The sequence below is a fragment of the Pseudodonghicola flavimaris genome (assembly GCF_030164425.1).
GTDB lineage: Bacteria > Pseudomonadota > Alphaproteobacteria > Rhodobacterales > Rhodobacteraceae > Pseudodonghicola > Pseudodonghicola flavimaris.
Map to the genome: position 1 here is coordinate 175,107 of NZ_JASNJD010000007.1, position 15,934 is coordinate 191,040.

General features: G+C 64.1%; 17 protein-coding genes. 4 read left to right on the forward strand and 13 right to left on the reverse strand.

What is annotated here, in order from left to right; all coding sequences use genetic code 11:
- Positions 1 to 409 precede the first annotated feature (409 nt).
- The 13 genes from QO033_RS11690 to iscR all read right to left on the reverse strand — a co-directional run bounded on the left by QO033_RS11690 (position 410) and on the right by iscR (position 12,185).
- Positions 410 to 1,558 carry a Hint domain-containing protein gene (locus tag QO033_RS11690; RefSeq protein WP_284481155.1) on the reverse strand — a complete coding sequence of 383 codons (1,149 nt, stop codon included), beginning with the start codon at positions 1,556 to 1,558 and terminating at the stop codon, positions 410 to 412.
- A 171-nt stretch (positions 1,559 to 1,729) separates the two neighbouring features.
- Positions 1,730 to 2,746, reverse strand: coding sequence for a methyltransferase (locus QO033_RS11695; protein ID WP_284481156.1), 1,017 nt, complete (start codon positions 2,744 to 2,746; stop codon positions 1,730 to 1,732).
- A 122-nt stretch (positions 2,747 to 2,868) separates the two neighbouring features.
- Positions 2,869 to 4,089 carry a cysteine desulfurase gene (locus QO033_RS11700; protein ID WP_284481157.1) on the reverse strand — a complete coding sequence of 407 codons (1,221 nt, stop codon included), beginning with the start codon at positions 4,087 to 4,089 and terminating at the stop codon, positions 2,869 to 2,871.
- On the reverse strand, positions 4,082 to 4,666 hold the full coding sequence (locus tag QO033_RS11705; RefSeq protein ID WP_284481158.1) for a Yip1 family protein: 585 nt from the start codon (positions 4,664 to 4,666) through the stop codon (positions 4,082 to 4,084). The genes QO033_RS11700 and QO033_RS11705 overlap by 8 nt, the downstream gene beginning before the upstream one ends.
- Complete coding sequence (locus QO033_RS11710) at positions 4,663 to 5,148, reverse strand: YIP1 family protein (RefSeq protein ID WP_284481159.1); 486 nt, start codon at positions 5,146 to 5,148, stop codon at positions 4,663 to 4,665. Before QO033_RS11710 ends, QO033_RS11705 begins: the two co-directional genes overlap by 4 nt.
- Positions 5,148 to 6,431, reverse strand: coding sequence for a SufB/SufD family protein (locus QO033_RS11715; RefSeq protein ID WP_284481160.1), 1,284 nt, complete (start codon positions 6,429 to 6,431; stop codon positions 5,148 to 5,150). Before QO033_RS11715 ends, QO033_RS11710 begins: the two co-directional genes overlap by 1 nt.
- Complete coding sequence (gene sufC / locus QO033_RS11720) at positions 6,431 to 7,186, reverse strand: Fe-S cluster assembly ATPase SufC (protein WP_284481161.1); 756 nt, start codon at positions 7,184 to 7,186, stop codon at positions 6,431 to 6,433. The genes QO033_RS11715 and sufC overlap by 1 nt, the downstream gene beginning before the upstream one ends.
- Positions 7,187 to 7,251: 65 nt before the next feature.
- Positions 7,252 to 7,857, reverse strand: a complete 606-nt coding sequence (locus QO033_RS11725) for a hypothetical protein (RefSeq protein WP_284481162.1) — start codon at positions 7,855 to 7,857, stop codon at positions 7,252 to 7,254.
- A 3-nt stretch (positions 7,858 to 7,860) separates the two neighbouring features.
- Entirely contained in the window at positions 7,861 to 8,172 is a 312-nt protein-coding gene (locus tag QO033_RS11730; protein ID WP_284481163.1) for a heavy metal-binding domain-containing protein, read from the reverse strand.
- A 39-nt stretch (positions 8,173 to 8,211) separates the two neighbouring features.
- A complete protein-coding gene (locus QO033_RS11735; RefSeq protein WP_284481164.1) occupies positions 8,212 to 9,129 on the reverse strand; it encodes an FkbM family methyltransferase in 918 nt (305 codons plus the stop codon).
- Positions 9,126 to 10,649 carry a Fe-S cluster assembly protein SufB gene (sufB, locus tag QO033_RS11740; protein ID WP_284481165.1) on the reverse strand — a complete coding sequence of 508 codons (1,524 nt, stop codon included), beginning with the start codon at positions 10,647 to 10,649 and terminating at the stop codon, positions 9,126 to 9,128. Before sufB ends, QO033_RS11735 begins: the two co-directional genes overlap by 4 nt.
- A 17-nt stretch (positions 10,650 to 10,666) precedes the next feature.
- Positions 10,667 to 11,719 carry a cysteine desulfurase family protein gene (locus tag QO033_RS11745; protein ID WP_284481166.1) on the reverse strand — a complete coding sequence of 351 codons (1,053 nt, stop codon included), beginning with the start codon at positions 11,717 to 11,719 and terminating at the stop codon, positions 10,667 to 10,669.
- A gap of 4 nt (positions 11,720 to 11,723) precedes the next feature.
- A complete protein-coding gene (iscR, locus tag QO033_RS11750; RefSeq protein ID WP_284481167.1) occupies positions 11,724 to 12,185 on the reverse strand; it encodes a Fe-S cluster assembly transcriptional regulator IscR in 462 nt (153 codons plus the stop codon).
- 183 nt (positions 12,186 to 12,368) lie between these two features.
- Here iscR and QO033_RS11755 point away from each other — a divergent pair, with 183 nt between their 5' ends.
- The 4 genes from QO033_RS11755 (at position 12,369) to QO033_RS11770 (ending at position 15,874) form a co-directional block, all read left to right on the forward strand.
- Positions 12,369 to 13,022, forward strand: a complete 654-nt coding sequence (locus tag QO033_RS11755) for an alpha/beta hydrolase (protein WP_284481168.1) — start codon at positions 12,369 to 12,371, stop codon at positions 13,020 to 13,022.
- 75 nt (positions 13,023 to 13,097) lie between these two features.
- Positions 13,098 to 13,694 carry an HD domain-containing protein gene (locus tag QO033_RS11760; protein ID WP_284481169.1) on the forward strand — a complete coding sequence of 199 codons (597 nt, stop codon included), beginning with the start codon at positions 13,098 to 13,100 and terminating at the stop codon, positions 13,692 to 13,694.
- 159 nt (positions 13,695 to 13,853) lie between these two features.
- A complete protein-coding gene (locus QO033_RS11765; RefSeq protein WP_284481170.1) occupies positions 13,854 to 15,068 on the forward strand; it encodes an NADP-dependent isocitrate dehydrogenase in 1,215 nt (404 codons plus the stop codon).
- 173 nt (positions 15,069 to 15,241) lie between these two features.
- Positions 15,242 to 15,874, forward strand: coding sequence for a YitT family protein (locus QO033_RS11770; RefSeq protein ID WP_284481171.1), 633 nt, complete (start codon positions 15,242 to 15,244; stop codon positions 15,872 to 15,874).
- Positions 15,875 to 15,934 lie beyond the last annotated feature (60 nt).

Sequence of the window (15,934 nt, forward strand, 5' to 3'; positions counted from 1 at the left end):
TCCTCTGTGTCCGGCGCGTCCTCTGCCAGTGCATCCGGCTCGGGGTCCGCGTGGTCTGATGCGGCCGGCAGATCCGGCTCTGGCATCGCCACCGCGGGCCCTGATGTCACGCTCTCGCCCGGAAGGTAGCTTTCGATCGCCCGCCTCAACCGATCGACCTCCTCCGCATCGACACCATCGAAGCCATTGTTTTGAAAATGAGTCATCTCGAAATCCCCTCCGGTAAAAGCGCTTTACCCTCCTGGATTGAGAGCCAAAACACATCACAACTTAGTGATGCTCATCAGTTTTGGAATATATCGTCAAGGCGTCGCCGGACTTGTGCCGAAATGAGCATGTTCATGCTCAGGGCTCGCTGCTTTCCGACGCGGTCTCCGCGGTGACCCCGGCCCTGTCGCCATGCCCGGGCTCAGGCCTCGACGCAGGGCACCGCCGCCGCGGCCAAAGGTGCGGATGCGGCACCCGCGGCCGCCATCCCCAGCGGACGGAAGGCCTTGGGACGCGCGGCGACCCGGCGGGCCCATTTGCCGCATTTGCCGAAATGACGCGCATGCCGAGGCGCGGTTGGATAAAGCGCGCAGAGGCGGATCACATCGATCGGACTGACACCCTTCATCGCCTCGCGGCCCGGAAAAAAGCTCTCCACCGCGATACCTTCGGCAAAAACGATCTCATGCTGCGCGAAGGCGAGGTTGAAATAATCGACACTGCCCCTGGCGGGCGCGCGGCGCACTCCGGGGCGCGACAGCTGCGCCTTGGCCGCCACCAGGCATTGCCGAGCGGCGCCGGCATGCAGCAACCGGTGCTGCGGCGAGCAGATCAGATCGTTCAGCGGCAGACCGTCGCCCAGACTGCCGGCGGCGATCCTCACCGGCGCCATATGGGCGTTGCTCCGGTCCAGCTCCACCCCGCGTGCCACCACGAACGCCAGAGGCTGCGGCCCGTGATCCAGCGTCGACACCAGGTCGCCGGGGCGCAGGGTCTCGACCGGGCGCGCTCCCGCCGGCGTGGCGATCCGGGTGCCCGGCACGAAACAGGGCACGGCGGCATTTATCATATCCTCGAAATCGAGCTCACCATCGTTATCGCCCTGATCGGGGTCGCCATTTTCGTCCTCGGCCGAATAGGTCATATGGCTCGGATCCTCGGGCAGGTTGCCGTTAAGGTCATAGAGGAGATAGCCCCCCGACCCGCGCAGCACGATATATTCGTCGCCCCCGCCCAGCCCGCCGACGATGTCATGCGCGGGCACCAGCCGTTCATACCCCGGCACCGCCGACCATCCCGCTTCGCCAGTGTTGGGGTCGCCATCGGGATCATCGGCGGCGGAATAGGCTTCCAGACGCCACATCTGGCCGTTCTGAAACTCCGTCGCCGTGCTGTTGACATTCTGATACCACACCAGCCGATAGCTGTCGCTGGCCCCACCAAGCGCTTCGACGTCATAGAGCTCCATTGCGAACCCGGGCTGGCCCGGGTTGCTGCTTTGACGATAGCTGCCGACGGAGGCGAGCATGTCGCCCCGCATCGGGATCGGATCGGTATAGGTTGCGGACATGGCAAACGGCCTTTGACACCAGCATCAACACAGGACGGGACGGCCTGGGCTGAAGTTAACTTATTAAGGAACGAATACCCGACATCCTCGGGAGGTTCAAAGCCACGCCAGCGCATAGCCGCCATGCCGACGCGAGGTCATGCATCCCGCATACCTTTGATATCTGTAGGTTTATGCCGGCTTCACCGCGGCGGCCAGCATGGTCATTTCCGGGATCATCACGCCGACATCGACCGCCTCGAACCCGGCCGTTTCCAGCGCCAGTTTCAGCCAGCCCTCGTCCAGCGATCGCGCCCGCGGGGTAAAGGCGGTGTGCTGCAACTGCCAGAGCGCGGCCAGCTTGGGGCCGCTGCGATCCTCGCGCACCACGAAATCATGCAGCAGGAAGCGGCCGCCCGGCGCCAGGTGATCGCGGGCCCGGGCGATCAGCCCGTCATGGGTCTCCCCCGGCACGCCGGAGAACAGGTAGGACATCAGCACCGCATCTTGCCCGCCCGGCCAGCCGGTCTCCAGCGCATTGCCCTCGACATAGGTGATCCGGTCGGACAGCCCGGCCTGTTCGACATATTCGCGCCCCAGCTTCGCGACATTGGGGAAGTCGACGATGGTCACGCTGAGATCGGGAAACGCCTTGCACAGGGTGATGGCGAAGGCGCCGGTGCCGCCACCGACATCCAGCAGCGTCTTCGCCGCCGACAGGTCGATCTTGCGCGCCAGCTGCCGCGCCGGCCCGAGCGAGCCGGCATGCTGGCTGGCGGAATAGAGCCTGGCCTCCTCCGGATCGGCGAACCATTCGGCATAGGAGGCGGTGGCCTCCTCCGGAAGATTGTCCTGCAGCGCATCGTCGATCTGATCCAGCAGACCATACATCTGTTGGCCCACCTGCAGCCGCAGGTAATCGCCGAAGTCGTATTTGGCGCCCTTGACCAGAAACGCCTCTGCCGCCGGAGAGTTGGCGAAACGGCCGTCGCCCCGTGCCTCCACCAGGCCGAGCCCGGCCAGCGCCGTCATCAGGGTTTCGGTTCGCGCCTCATCCAGGGGGCAGCTTTCGGCCAGCTCGGCACAGCTTTGCGGCCCGTCGGAGAGATGGGTAAAGACCCCTGCCCCCAAGGCGGCGAACAGCGCCTTCGATCCCATGAACCCGAATGCGATTTCGGAAATCTGGTCGGCTTCGGTCAGTACGGTCATCTTCTCTCCCTTCGAGGTTGCCTCGAAGAGAGGTTAGCCGGGTCCCGGATGAAATGCCATTCGCGACACGGGATATGTCGTTTTTCGACCTCTTCCCGCCGTCGCGAATGGTCATGTTTTGGTCAGGCGAAGAGTTCCCTCGCCAGTTCCAGCGCCTCGATCAGCCGGTCGACCTCTTCCGTGGTGTTGTACAGCCCGAAGGAGGCGCGGCAGGTGGCGCTGAGCCCCAGATGCTCCATCAGCGGCCCGGCGCAGTGATGACCAGCGCGCACCGCCACCCCCTTCTTGTCGAGGATGGTGGAGATATCGTGCGGGTGGGCGCCACCCTCCATCGTCAGCGAGAAGATCGCCGCCTTGCCGGGCGCCTGCCCCTGCACATGCAGCCAGTTCAGCTTGGCAAACTCGGCCTGGGCATAATCGCGCAGGCCGGCCTCATGGGCGGCGATGTTCTCCATGCCCAGATCCATCATGTATTCCAGCGCCACCCCGAGACCGATCATCTGGACGATGCCGGGCGTGCCGGCCTCGAACTTCAGCGGCGGATCGGCATAGGTCACCTGATCGCGGGTCACTTCGCGGATCATGTCGCCGCCGCCGAGAAACGGGCGCATCTCCGCCATCCGCTCCGCCTTGACATAGATCGCGCCGGAGCTTGACGGACCATAGAGCTTGTGGCCAGTGATGGCGTAGAAATCGCAGCCGATGTCCTGCACGTCGACCGGCATATGCACCGCGCCCTGGCTGCCGTCGACCAGCACCGGCACCCCCTTGGCATGGGCCCCTGCGGTGATCGCCTTCACATCCACCACCGTGCCCAGCACGTTGGAGCAATGGGTCACCGCCACCAGTTTCGTCTTCGGGCCGATGGCATCGATCACTGCCTGCGGGTCGAGCGATCCGTCCGGCGCCATTTCCACCCATTTCAGCACCGCCCCCTGGCGTTCGCGCAGGAAATGCCAGGGCACGATATTGGCGTGATGCTCCATCACGCTCAGCACGATCTCGTCGCCCGGTTCGAACCGTGGCGCCGCCCAGGCGTAGGAGACCATGTTGATCCCCTCAGTGGTGCCGGAGTTGAAGATGATCTCATCCTCATGCCCGGCGTTCAGGAACCGCGCGACAGTGCCGCGCACGGCCTCGTATTTCTCGGTCGCGAGGTTGGACAGATAATGCAGCCCGCGGTGCACATTGGCATATTCATGCGCATAGCTGCGGGTGACGGCGTCGATCACCACCTGCGGCTTCTGCGCCGAGGCGCCGTTATCCAGATAGGTCAGCGGCTTGCCGTTCACCTCCCGCGACAGGATCGGGAAATCGGCACGGATTTTGGTCAGATCATACATTCTGGGGGGTCCCCGGCAGCACGCCCCCGAGGAGCGCGATCAGGATGAAAAGGATCACGGTCATGATCACCATCGACAGCACCAGCACGCCCACGGCCCGCGGCAGCGACGCCAGCCCATGCGCCACATCGATGAAATGCACCATGATATAAAGCCCGAACAGCATCGCGGCGAAGACGCCGATCAGCGCCAGCCCGGGTGACAACAGGGTCAGCACCAGGGTCGCCACCTGCACCAGGATGCGCAGCAGCTGCATCCACAGAACCAGCGTCATGATCGCCTCGACCGAGGCGGTGCCGCCCAGCATCCGCCCCGCCCAATAAAGCGAGACGACGGAGAGCAGAAGGCTCGCCCCCACGAAGGCGGCGAAGATCAGCGGCATCCCCAGGGGGCCGGGCATCTGCACCCCCATGATCAGATCCGACAGGCTGTAGACCAGCGCGCTCAGCACCGCCGACAGCACCAGCGCGGTCCACAGCACCGGCCGTGGCAGCCCCAGACCGATCAGCAGGCGGGCGGCCTCTGCCGGACGGGTCAGCGAAAGGCCGATCATGTCGGCCCAGAAGGTCTTGTTCATACCGGTTGCCTCTCTGCCTGCCGCAAGCCGGACAGCCAGAACCAAAGAAACAGGCCGAGCCAGATCAGCCCGACGGCGTCGCGGGCCGGGCCCGGACCGATAAAGCCCGAAACCAGCCCATGCAGCAAGAGCGCCGGGGTCGAGGCCAGAAGCGCCCAGAACAGCGCCAGCCGCGCCCCGTACCAGCCGCCGCGCCCCCCCACGGCCCGGGCCAGCACATGGCTGGCGGCCGCCAGCAGGTAGAACAGCAGCGGCGCGATGATCACCCAGGCCAGCAAGCTGGCGCCGAGGATCATGTTCAGCTCCTGCCCGCTCAGGTAGGCCTCGCGCGAAAGCCGCGGCAGCTGCGCGACAAAGACGATCACGCAGCCGGCCATCAGGATGGCCAGCGCCCGGTCCTCCCGCTGGCCGGAGGCAAGCAGCTCTCGCATCACCCGCCCCGGACCGCGATAGGTCGCCACGATATGGCCGGTGACCGACATCAGCTGCGGCGGGCCAGCCAGGCTTCGAGCCGTTCCAGCAGATCTTCCGCCAGCTTCGGATCCTCGATCTCGTCCACCGCCTCGGCCAGGAAGGCCAGGGTCAGCAGATTAGTAGCGTCCTTCTCCGGCACCCCGCGCGAACGCAGGTAGAACAGCGATTCCTCGTCGATCGCGCCAGAGGTGGAGCCATGCGAACAGGCCACGTCATCGGCATAGATCTCAAGCTCCGGCTTGGCCAGGAACTGGCTGTCGCCATCCAGCAGCAGCGACTGGCTGATCTGATAGCCATCGGTCTTCTGCGCCTTCTGGTTGACCAGGATCTTGCCCTGGAACACCCCGACCGCGCCGTTCTTCAGCACCTTTTTGAACACCTGCCGGCTTTCGCAGTTCAGCGCATCATGGGTGACGAAGACGGTGTCGTCGTGATGGAAATCACCATCGCCCAGGCAGGCGCCGGCGACATGGGCCAGCGCATCGTCGCCGGTGAATTCGACGATCTGCTCATTACGGGTCATCACCCCGTTCACCGTCAGGGTGAAGGATTTGTAGACCGAACGCGCGCCGAGACGACTGAACATATGGGTCACCGCCCGGCGTTCGTGATCGCGGCCCTGGGCCCGGACATGGTGCAGCTTGCCGCCGTCGGCGATGTCGACCTCGATGCACTTGTTGAACCGGGCCGCCGCCGGACCGTTCTCCAGCAGCGTCAGCTCCGCCTCCGGTTCCACCCGGATGATGTGGTGCAGGATCGCATCCGAGGTCTCGGAGGCATGCACATAGACGAGGCTGATCGGCTTCGACGGCGTACGGGTGACATGGATCGCCAGACCGTCGCGAGCGAAGGCCGTGTTCAGCGCCGCCAGCGGCCGGGCCACCGGATGCTGCCCCCGTTCCTCAAGAACGCCATAGAGGTCCTTGGCCCAGTGGATGTCCTTGTCGCAGATATCGGCGATCCGGTCGATGCGAACCCCCTCCAGCTCCAGATCGTCGGAGGCCTCGGGATCGAACACCCCGTCGACGAAGACGATCTTCAGCCGGTCGATGGAGGAAAACACCGGCACTTCGTCGTTGTCGAAGACCCGTGCCGGCAGCGGTTCCGGCTGGATCAGCGTGTCCGGGCGGGTGAAGCGCCAGTATTCGTCGCGCCGCTGCGGCAGGCCCATCTCGGTCAGCCGTGCCAGCGCCTCCTTGCGGGGCTTGTCCAGGCAGCCGCCCTCCGGCAGGACCAGCCCGGCGAGCCGCGCCTCAAGCGCCTCCTGCGCCTTGCGTTCAGGGACCGCCATCACGCCACCTCGTTCAGGATGTCGGCATATCCGTTGGTCTCGACCTCGAGCGCCAGCTCGGGCCCGCCGGTCTTGATGATCCGGCCCTTGGCCATGATGTGCACCACATCGGGTTTGATGTGATCGAGCAGCCGCTGATAATGGGTGATCACCAGGAAACCGCGGCCAGCGTCCCGCAGCGCGTTGACACCGTCGGAGACCAGTTTCATCGCATCGACGTCGAGACCGGAATCGGTTTCATCGAGGATACACATCTTCGGCTCGAGCATCGCCATCTGCAGGATTTCATTGCGCTTCTTCTCACCACCGGAGAAACCGACGTTGACCGGCCGCTTCAGCATGTCGGCATCGATCTTCAGCGCCTTGGCGCGTTCGCGCACCAGCTTGAGGAAATCGGCCGCGCTCAGCTCCTCTTCGCCGCGCGCCTTGCGCTGCGCGTTCACCGCGGTGCGCAGGAAGGTCATGTTGCCGACCCCGGGGATCTCCACCGGGTACTGGAAGGCCAGGAACAGGCCGGCGGCGGCGCGTTCTTCCGGTTCCATGTCCAGCAGGCTCTCGCCGTCGAGCGTGGCGGTGCCTTCGGTCACCTCATAGCCGTCGCGCCCGGCCAGCACATAGCTGAGCGTCGATTTGCCCGAGCCGTTCGGCCCCATGATCGCATGCACGGTTCCCGGCTCGACAGTCAGGTCGACCCCTTTGAGGATTTGCTTATCCTCTTCTTCAAGCTGCACGTGCAGGTTCTTGATTTCCAGCATCTTTTCCTCTTTCTCGTCTCAGGCCACGGGGGTCCCCGGGCGATGTTCCTATGTCTGTGCCAGCCTCAAGGCCGGGTCATGTATTTGATCACCTGCAACAGCCGGTCGGGCGGAACGGGTTGCGGCGTCACGTCGAAGGCGGCCATCCGTCCGATGATCTGCGGCGTGCCCAGAAACTCCTCCGCCCGCGAAAACCAGCTGCGATGGGTGTAATCGTCGAACAACAGCGTCACTGGACGGGTGATCGAAAACGCCGTGGCCAGGGCACAGCCGATCCGGAACCGTCCATCCACCAGCACCACGTCCGGGTGGCGAAACCCCTTTTTCCCCCAGATCTTAAGCGGATAGTCCGGGAACTTGCGCCAGTCGCTCTCATCCTTCGGATGCCCCCAGTCGCGGGTCTTGCCGATGTCGGACCAGTGGATGTCCACCTTTGTCCCCGCGGCCGGCGGGTTGTCCGCGAACCAGCCCTGCATCATCTTCGCCCATTTGCGGTCGCTCTCGACCGAGGTGACATGTTTGCGCGGCATCTCCGCCGCAAGCACGGTGGAGCCGCCGGAACCATATTCCAGGATCACCTCTGCCGCCTCATAGGCCGTGCGCAGCGCCTCCGCCTCCGGCGCGGGCAGCGTCAGGACCGGGCGATCGATATGGGCGGCGGCAGCGGGCATGGCTTAGTCCAGGACCACCGCAGTGCCGGAGGCGCTGACCATCAGCATGTTGTTGATCACCTCGTAATCCAGATCGACACCGACGACGGCAGTGGCCCCGAGGGCGGCGGCGCGCTCTTCCATCTCGGCCAGGGCGGTGGCCCGGGCGCGTCCCAGCTCCTGCTCGTAAGCGCCTGATCGGCCACCGAGAATATCGGTGATCCCGGCAAAGAGATCGCGGATGACATTGGCACCGAGGATGGCTTCGCCGACGACGATGCCCTTGTAGCCGGTAATCTTGCGCCCCTCGACCGAGGGTGTCGTTGTCACGATCATTTTCCGCATCCTTTTTCTTTAAAGATCAGGCCGCTGGCCTTAACTCTTCATCCAATCCGGCAAAAACTGCAGAAACCCTTCGGCAACCTCGGGACCGATCACGCCACGCTCTTCCAGCCGGTCGAGGCAATGGATCGCCAGGTCGAAACTGTCAAACACCGTGCCGGCGGCGATCGCCAGCTGCGTCCACTGCGCATCGCTCCATTCCCCGGGCGCCTCCGGGTTACGGATATAGACCGCGTCACCATCGATCAACTGACTGCGAACAGCCTTTCCTTTCAAGGCTTTGGCCTGCGAATTTGCCACCATAGAGGGTTTGGCGAACATCAGCTTGTGCAGCACGAAACCCTGTTCGTGCAGCTCCACATCCAGCTTGCCCCAGAGCGGTTCGCCCTCATACATGCGATAGAACCGCACCTCGGGGATGATGCAGACCGCCTGCGACAGCTTCTGCCGGCCGTGCCGGATCACGTCCAGCTCCCCGCCCTGAATGTCGATCTTCAGCAGGTCGGGCGGCGGCAGATCGTCCAGATCGTCCAGCGCCACCAGATCGATCTCTGCCTGAGGCGCCTCGGGGCGATACCAGCCGGGATGGCCAAGAAAGGCCACCGACTGTTCCCGGATCGGATAGAGCGATCCCAGCCCGTTCTGCGGATGCATGTGGAAGGTGCCCTTGCCGGGCGCCCCCACTGCCTTGTTGATGTAATGCGCCCCCGGCCGCGGATTGGCCTCGAGTGCGGCAAAGGCCTTCTCTTCCGGCTCGAACCCCCAGACCTCGCAACCGCCGAGTGTCAACAGCGGATCGTAATCGGGCGTATTGATCGGATTGGCCCCGACGTCGAGGATGCGCAGCGGCCGCGCCGGCGCCAGCCGGTCGCGCAGATAGGCGACACGCTCCGGCAACAGCCGACGGCCGGGCACTGCCTTCCCCTGCGGATCGGGGCCGTCCATGCTCATCCCACGGACCCTTCCAGGCTGATCGCCACCAGCTGCTGGGCTTCCATGGCGAATTCCATCGGCAGCGCCTGCAGCACGTCCTTGCAGAACCCGTTGACCACCAGCGCCACGGCCTCTTCCTCGTCCATGCCGCGCGATCGGCAGTAGAACAGCTGATCCTCGTCCACCTTGGAGGTCGTCGCCTCGTGTTCCGCCCGCGAGGAGTTGTTCTTCACCTCGATGTACGGGACCGTATGGGCGCCGCACTGGTTGCCGATCAGCAGGCTGTCGCATTGGGTGTAGTTGCGGCTGTTCTTCGCCTTCGGATGCATCGACACCAGCCCGCGATAGGTGTTCTGCGCCTTACCGGCCGAGATCCCCTTGGACACGATCCGCGACCGGGTGTTCTTGCCCAGGTGGATCATCTTGGTGCCGGTATCGGCCTGCTGGTAATTGTTGGCGATGGCGATCGAATAGAATTCGCCCTGGCTGTCGTCGCCGCGCAGGATGCAGGAGGGGTATTTCCAGGTCACGGCAGAGCCGGTTTCCACCTGCGTCCACATCACCTTGGCGCGGTCACCGCGGCAATCGGCGCGCTTGGTGACGAAGTTATAGATGCCGCCCTTGCCGTTCTCGTCGCCCGGATACCAGTTCTGGACGGTGGAATATTTCACCTCGGCGTCTTCCTCGATGATGATCTCCACCACCGCGGCGTGCAGCTGGGACTTGTCCCGCTGGGGCGCCGTGCAGCCCTCCAGATAGGACACGTAAGATCCCTTGTCGGCGATGATCAGCGTGCGTTCGAACTGACCGGTGTTCTCCGCGTTGATGCGGAAATAGGTGCTCAGTTCCATCGGGCAGCGCACGCCGGGCGGCACATAGACGAAGGAGCCATCGGAGAAGACGGCGGAGTTCAGCGTGGCATAGAAGTTGTCGGAGACCGGCACGACCGACCCGAGGTATTTCCGCACCAGCTCGGGATGTTCCTTGATCGCCTCGGAGATCGAACAGAAGATCACGCCGGCCTTCTGCAGCTCCGCCTGGAAGGTGGTGCCGACCGAGACGGAATCGAACACCGCGTCCACCGCGACCTTGCGGCCCTCGGTGGGCATGTTCTCCGCCCCTTCGACACCGGCCAGGATCATCTGTTCCTTCAGCGGGATGCCGAGCTTTTCATAGGTGGCCAGCAGCTTGGGGTCGACCTCGTCCAGCGACTTCGGCTTGACCTCCATGCTTTTCGGCCGGGCATAGTAATACTGGTCCTGGAAATCGATCTCGGGATAGTCGATCATCGCCCAGTCGGGCTCTTTCATCTTCAGCCAGCGGGCATAGGCCTCGAGACGCCATTCTGTCATCCACTCCGGCTCGCCGTTCTTGTCGGAGATCAGCCGCACGATGTCCTCGGTCAGCCCCTTGGGGGCATAGTCGGTCTCGATCTCGGTTTCCCAGCCGTATTTATAGGTGCCGCCCACATCGCGCACCGCATCGACCGTCTCCTGATCGACCCCTTCTTTGACCCCAGTCTGATCTATCGCGACCATCTGCTTCACTCCTGACCTCACGCCGCGCGGGCGCGATGTTTCTTTTGTTTTTCGCCCCACGCTTCGGCAAAGCGCAGCACATCTTCTTCGGTTGTTGCAGGCCCCAGCGAAACGCGGATCGCGCCACCGGCCGTGGCCGCATCATATCCCATTGCCGTCAGCGCCTCACTGGCCTTGGCCTTGCCGCTGGAACAGGCGCTGCCGGCGCTGATGGCGAAGCCCGCCAGATCCATCTGCATCACCTGTGTTTCCCCCTTCCAGCCGGGGGTGGCAAAGCAACTGGTGTTCGGCAGGCGCGCCGCCGATTTGCCCACGAAAATAGTCGCTGGCGCCATATCGGCAATAGATGACTCTAGAATATTTCTAAGTTTTTCGACCCCGGTCCAGACCCCGTCGGCCAGATCGCGCGCCGCCGCCTCGGCCGCCGCGCCGAAACCGGCGATGCCGATGGTATTCTCGGTGCCGGAGCGGCGCCCCATTTCCTGGCCACCACCGCGGATCTGCGCCGCCAGATCGGTGCCGCGCCGGATCACCAGCGCCCCGACCCCCTTCGGACCGCCGAGCTTATGGGCCGAAATCATCGCCATCTCCGCCCCGCACCAGTTGAAGGCGAAGGGGATCTTGCCGAAGGCCTGGGTGGCATCGGTTACCGCCAGCCCCTCGGGCAACCGTTGCAGCACCCCGGTTTCGGAATTCGCTGCCTGCAGCACGCTCCGCCCCGGATCGGACATCTGCACCCGGCCGTCACGGTCCACCGCCAGATCCTCGGTTATCCATGCCCGGATCGCGTCGTGTTCCACCGCCGCGCCATGCAGTCCGCGCCCGGCGCAGGCCAGCGCCGCCGCCTCGGTCGAGCCGGAGGTGAAGATCACATCCGCCCCCTCGGCGCCAAAGGCCGCCGCCACCTGGCCGCGGGCGCGTTCGATCAGCCCCTTGGCGGCGCGCCCCTCGGCATGCACGCTGGAGGGGTTGCCGGCCAGATCCATCGCCGCGATCATCGCCTCGCGCGCCTCGCGGCGCAGCGGAACGGTGGCGTTGTAATCCAGATAGACCCGCGGTTTCACCGACATCACCCTACTCCGCGTCGACCACGGCAAAGATCGAGGGCACCGCCGGACAGGGCGCCAGCCCGTTTTCCACCACATCGGCCAGGCTGGTCTGATGCAGGAAGACATAGACATGCGCGCTGAGGCTTTCCCACAGCCTGTTGGTCAGCGACTGCGCCCGGCTGCCCGACGACCCGCCCGAGGCACCGGCGCCCTTGTGCATCGCATCGACCGTCTCGTCGACCGCCGCCAGCACATCGACGACGCGAATCTCCGTCGACGGCCGCGCCAAACGATAGCCGCCGCCCGGCCCCCGCACCGAGGTCACCAGATCGGCGCGGCGCAGCTTGACGAAGAGCTGTTCCAGATAAGGCAGCGAAATCTTCTGCCGCAGCGAGATATCGCCGAGCGTCACCAGCGCCCCCTCGGGCTGCAGCGCAATATCCGCCAACGCCACCATCGCGTAGCGTCCCTTGGTTGACAGCTTCATGTTCGCGGCCTCCAGACCAGATTTTACACGCGATTCTTGACGTTGCGCCTGTCAATGCGTATGTCCGCGGGACAGCGCAAGACCCCGCCCTGCGCAAAAAGTTAGAAACGTTCTAAGGTGCCTTAGGAATTCTGTCAAGAATGTCCGGGACACCCTCCGACCAAAACAGGACAGACGCCCAATATGCCCGAGGTGATTTTCGCCGGACCCGAAGGCCGCCTGGAAGGCCGCTATCACCCGCAAAAGGAAAAAGACGCCCCCATCGCCATCGTGCTGCATCCGCATCCGCAGTTCGGCGGCACCATGAACAACAAGGTCGTCTACAACCTGCACTATGCCTTTTATAACATGGGCTTCACGGTGCTGCGGTTCAATTTCCGCGGTGTCGGCCGCAGCCAGGGCGAATACGATCAGGGCGTCGGAGAGCTGTCGGATGCCGCGGCCGCGCTGGATTACCTGCAGTCGATGAACAACAACTCCAAGCATTGCTGGGTTGCCGGGTTCTCCTTCGGGGCCTGGATCGGCATGCAGCTGCTGATGCGCCGGCCGGAGATCACCGGCTTCATCTCGGTCTCGCCGCCTGCGAACATGTACGATTTCTCCTTCCTGGCGCCCTGCCCGTCCTCGGGCCTGATCATCAACGGCGACGCCGACCGCGTGGCGCCGCCCGCCGATACCACGGCACTGGTGAACAAGCTGCACGAGCAGAAGGGCATCACCATCACCCATCAGGAAATCCCCGGGGCGGATCATTTCTTCCAGGGCGAACACATGGATACGATGATCGGCGATGTCACCAGCTATGTGAAGCGCCGGCTGACGGAAAACACCCGCTAAGGGCCCGCCCGGCTCAGCCTCCAATCCCCGTCGCGGGGGACCAGCCTCCCCGCGACCGCCGACAGAAAGCCCGACATGACCGATACGCCCACCGCGCGGCTGGACGCGCAGATCGACTTTCTGAAGGAAACCGACAAGCTGAAATCGATCGACCGCGCCACGCGGCTGATCGGCAACGGCCGGTTCGAAAACTCCGCCGAACACAGCTGGCACATCATGCTGCACGCGCTGGTGCTGGCCGATCAGGCCGGCCCCGGGGTCGATATCGACCGGGTGCTGAAGATGCTTCTGCTGCACGACATCGTCGAGATCGACGCCGGCGACGCGCCGATTCACGGGCAAGTCGATCACGCCGCCATGGCCGCCAAGGAAGAGGCCGCGGCGCAGCGTCTCTTCGGTCTGCTGCCGGCCGATCAGGCCGAAAGCTTTCTGACCCTGTGGCGTGAATTCGAAGCTGCAGAGACCCCGGATGCGCAGTTCGCCAAGGCCATCGACCGGTTCCAGAGCCCGGTGATCAATCTGGAGAACGGCGGCGGCAGCTGGGACGACTACAACGTCACCCTGGCCCAGATGGAGACCCGCGTCGGTGCCCCCATCAGCCGCGGCGCGCCGGGTCTATGGGCCTGGCTGCAACCCAAGCTCGCCGCCTTCTTCGCCCGCCGCACCAGCTGAAGCTGCCGCAAGACCCGGCGGCGTCGCCGAGCCGGGTAAAATCTGTGCGACAAATCGGTATACCTTCGCATACATTCTTTTCTGCGCTGCGGAATTGCGCTACACCGCGCCCGACTCCCCTCCCGGAGCCTCCTCCACCGCAGCACAGGGACCGCACCGATGACCAAGATCAAGGTGAACAACCCGATCGTCGATATCGACGGCGACGAAATGACCCGGATCATCTGGGACTTCATCAAGAAGAAACTGATCCTCCCCTACCTGGATGTCGATCTGCTCTATTACGACCTAGGCATCACCGAGCGTGACCGCACCGACGACCAGATCACCGTGGACGCCGCCATGAAGATCAAAGAGGTCGGCGTCGGCGTCAAATGCGCCACCATCACCCCCGACGAGGCGCGGGTCGAGGAATTCGGCCTGAAACGGATGTACCCCAGCCCCAACGGCACCATCCGCAACATCCTGGGCGGCGTGGTGTTCCGCGCTCCGATCATCTGCCGCAACGTGCCACGGCTGGTGCCGGGCTGGACCAAGCCCATCGTGGTCGGCCGCCACGCCTTTGGCGATCAGTACAAATGCACCGATTTCCGCTTTCCCGGCGCCGGCAAGATCACCCTGAAGTTCGAGGGCGAAGACGGCACAGTGATCGAGAAGGAGGTCTACGACGCCCCCTCCGCCGGTATCACCATGGCGATGTACAACCTGGACAAGTCGATCATCGACTTCGCCCGCGCCTCGCTGAACTACGGGCTGAACCTGGGCTGGCCGGTCTACCTGTCGACCAAGAATACCATCATGAAGGCCTATGACGGCCGCTTCAAGGATCTGTTCCAGCAGGTCTTTGACGAGGAATTCGCCGACGCCTTCAAGGAAAAGGGCATCTGGTACGAACACCGGCTGATCGACGACATGGTGGCAAGCTCGCTGAAATGGTCGGGCGGTTATGTCTGGGCCTGCAAGAACTACGATGGCGACGTGCAGTCCGACACCGTGGCGCAGGGCTTCGGCAGCCTGGGCATGATGACCTCGCAGCTGATGACCCCGGATGGCAAGATCGTCGAGGCCGAGGCGGCGCACGGCACAGTCACCCGCCACTATCGCCAGCATCAGGCCGGCAAGGAAACCTCGACCAACTCGATCGCCTCGATCTTCGCCTGGACCGGCGGGCTGAAGCACCGCGCCAAGCTGGACGACAACACCGCGCTGATGACCTTCGCCCAGACGCTGGAGAAGGTCATCGTCGACACCGTGGAATCGGGCTGGATGACCAAGGATCTGGCGCTTCTGGTGGGCCCGGACCAGAAATGGCTGACCACCATGGGCTTCCTCGAAAAGATCGACGAGAACCTGAACAAGGCGCTCGCCGGCTGAGCCAGACCGCAGGCAAGTGGTATCTGCCCGGACCCTCTGCCGAGGATCCGGGCATTTTCTTTCCCGCCCCTCCGAAATCCGCACCGGTTACAGGTCGGCCCTTGACTGGTCAGCATTGCTGTCCTAATTTCTGCATGTGCAAAGCGACGTTTCGACCGCAAAGGACTGTGGGAATGACGATGCAGACCAACGTGCAGACGACTGTTCAGAAATCGGTGGATCACAGCGCCCTTGACGATGTGCAGGGGCTGGGACTGGGTATCTTCCTGTCCGGGATCGGCATCTATGTGCTGACCAGCGCCGGGCTGATCACCGGGCAGACCGCCGGGGTGGCGGTGATCCTGTCCTATCTGACGGGCTGGTCCTTCGGCGCCATGTTCTTTCTGATCAACATCCCCTTCTACCTGCTGGCCTATCGCCGGCTGGGGCTGGAGTTCACCGTCAAATCCGCACTCTCGGTGACGTTGCTGTCGGTGATGACGGAACTGCTGCCGCTGGGCTGGACCGTCGGGCCGATGTCGCAACCGCTGGCGGCGCTGATCTTCGGCGCGGCCACCGGGCTGGGCCTGCTGGCGCTGTTTCGCCACAAGGGATCGCTGGGCGGTCTCGGCGTCGTCGCCCTGCTGGTGCAGGATACCACCGGCTTCAGGGCCGGCTATGTCCAGCTGATCGTCGATGCGGTGATCTTCTCCATCGGGATTTTCCTGTTCCCCGGCGAAACCGTTCTGTGGTCGCTCCTCGGGGCGCTGGCGCTGAACATGGTGATCGCCTTCAACCACCGCCGCGACCGCTACGTCGCCACCTGAGGCAGCGCGCGGCAGCGCCTTCCCTCCCCCGCGGACCCGGAGCCCCCCTGAGAGCCGGGC

Excerpts from the sequence above, each read along its gene's own strand:
- QO033_RS11690 (WP_284481155.1), bottom strand. The coding sequence starts at position 1,558 with ATGTCCGCAACCTATACCGATCCGATCCCGATGCGGGGCGACATGCTC.
- QO033_RS11695 (WP_284481156.1), bottom strand. The coding sequence starts at position 2,746 with ATGACCGTACTGACCGAAGCCGACCAGATTTCCGAAATCGCATTCGGG.
- QO033_RS11700 (WP_284481157.1), bottom strand. The coding sequence starts at position 4,089 with ATGTATGATCTGACCAAAATCCGTGCCGATTTCCCGATCCTGTCGCGG.
- QO033_RS11705 (WP_284481158.1), bottom strand. The coding sequence starts at position 4,666 with ATGAACAAGACCTTCTGGGCCGACATGATCGGCCTTTCGCTGACCCGT.
- QO033_RS11710 (WP_284481159.1), bottom strand. The coding sequence starts at position 5,148 with ATGTCGGTCACCGGCCATATCGTGGCGACCTATCGCGGTCCGGGGCGG.
- QO033_RS11715 (WP_284481160.1), bottom strand. The coding sequence starts at position 6,431 with ATGGCGGTCCCTGAACGCAAGGCGCAGGAGGCGCTTGAGGCGCGGCTC.
- sufC (WP_284481161.1), bottom strand. The coding sequence starts at position 7,186 with ATGCTGGAAATCAAGAACCTGCACGTGCAGCTTGAAGAAGAGGATAAG.
- QO033_RS11725 (WP_284481162.1), bottom strand. The coding sequence starts at position 7,857 with ATGCCCGCTGCCGCCGCCCATATCGATCGCCCGGTCCTGACGCTGCCC.
- QO033_RS11730 (WP_284481163.1), bottom strand. The coding sequence starts at position 8,172 with ATGATCGTGACAACGACACCCTCGGTCGAGGGGCGCAAGATTACCGGC.
- QO033_RS11735 (WP_284481164.1), bottom strand. The coding sequence starts at position 9,129 with ATGAGCATGGACGGCCCCGATCCGCAGGGGAAGGCAGTGCCCGGCCGT.
- sufB (WP_284481165.1), bottom strand. The coding sequence starts at position 10,649 with ATGGTCGCGATAGATCAGACTGGGGTCAAAGAAGGGGTCGATCAGGAG.
- QO033_RS11745 (WP_284481166.1), bottom strand. The coding sequence starts at position 11,719 with ATGTCGGTGAAACCGCGGGTCTATCTGGATTACAACGCCACCGTTCCG.
- iscR (WP_284481167.1), bottom strand. The coding sequence starts at position 12,185 with ATGAAGCTGTCAACCAAGGGACGCTACGCGATGGTGGCGTTGGCGGAT.
- QO033_RS11755 (WP_284481168.1), top strand. The coding sequence starts at position 12,369 with ATGCCCGAGGTGATTTTCGCCGGACCCGAAGGCCGCCTGGAAGGCCGC.
- QO033_RS11760 (WP_284481169.1), top strand. The coding sequence starts at position 13,098 with ATGACCGATACGCCCACCGCGCGGCTGGACGCGCAGATCGACTTTCTG.
- QO033_RS11765 (WP_284481170.1), top strand. The coding sequence starts at position 13,854 with ATGACCAAGATCAAGGTGAACAACCCGATCGTCGATATCGACGGCGAC.
- QO033_RS11770 (WP_284481171.1), top strand. The coding sequence starts at position 15,242 with ATGACGATGCAGACCAACGTGCAGACGACTGTTCAGAAATCGGTGGAT.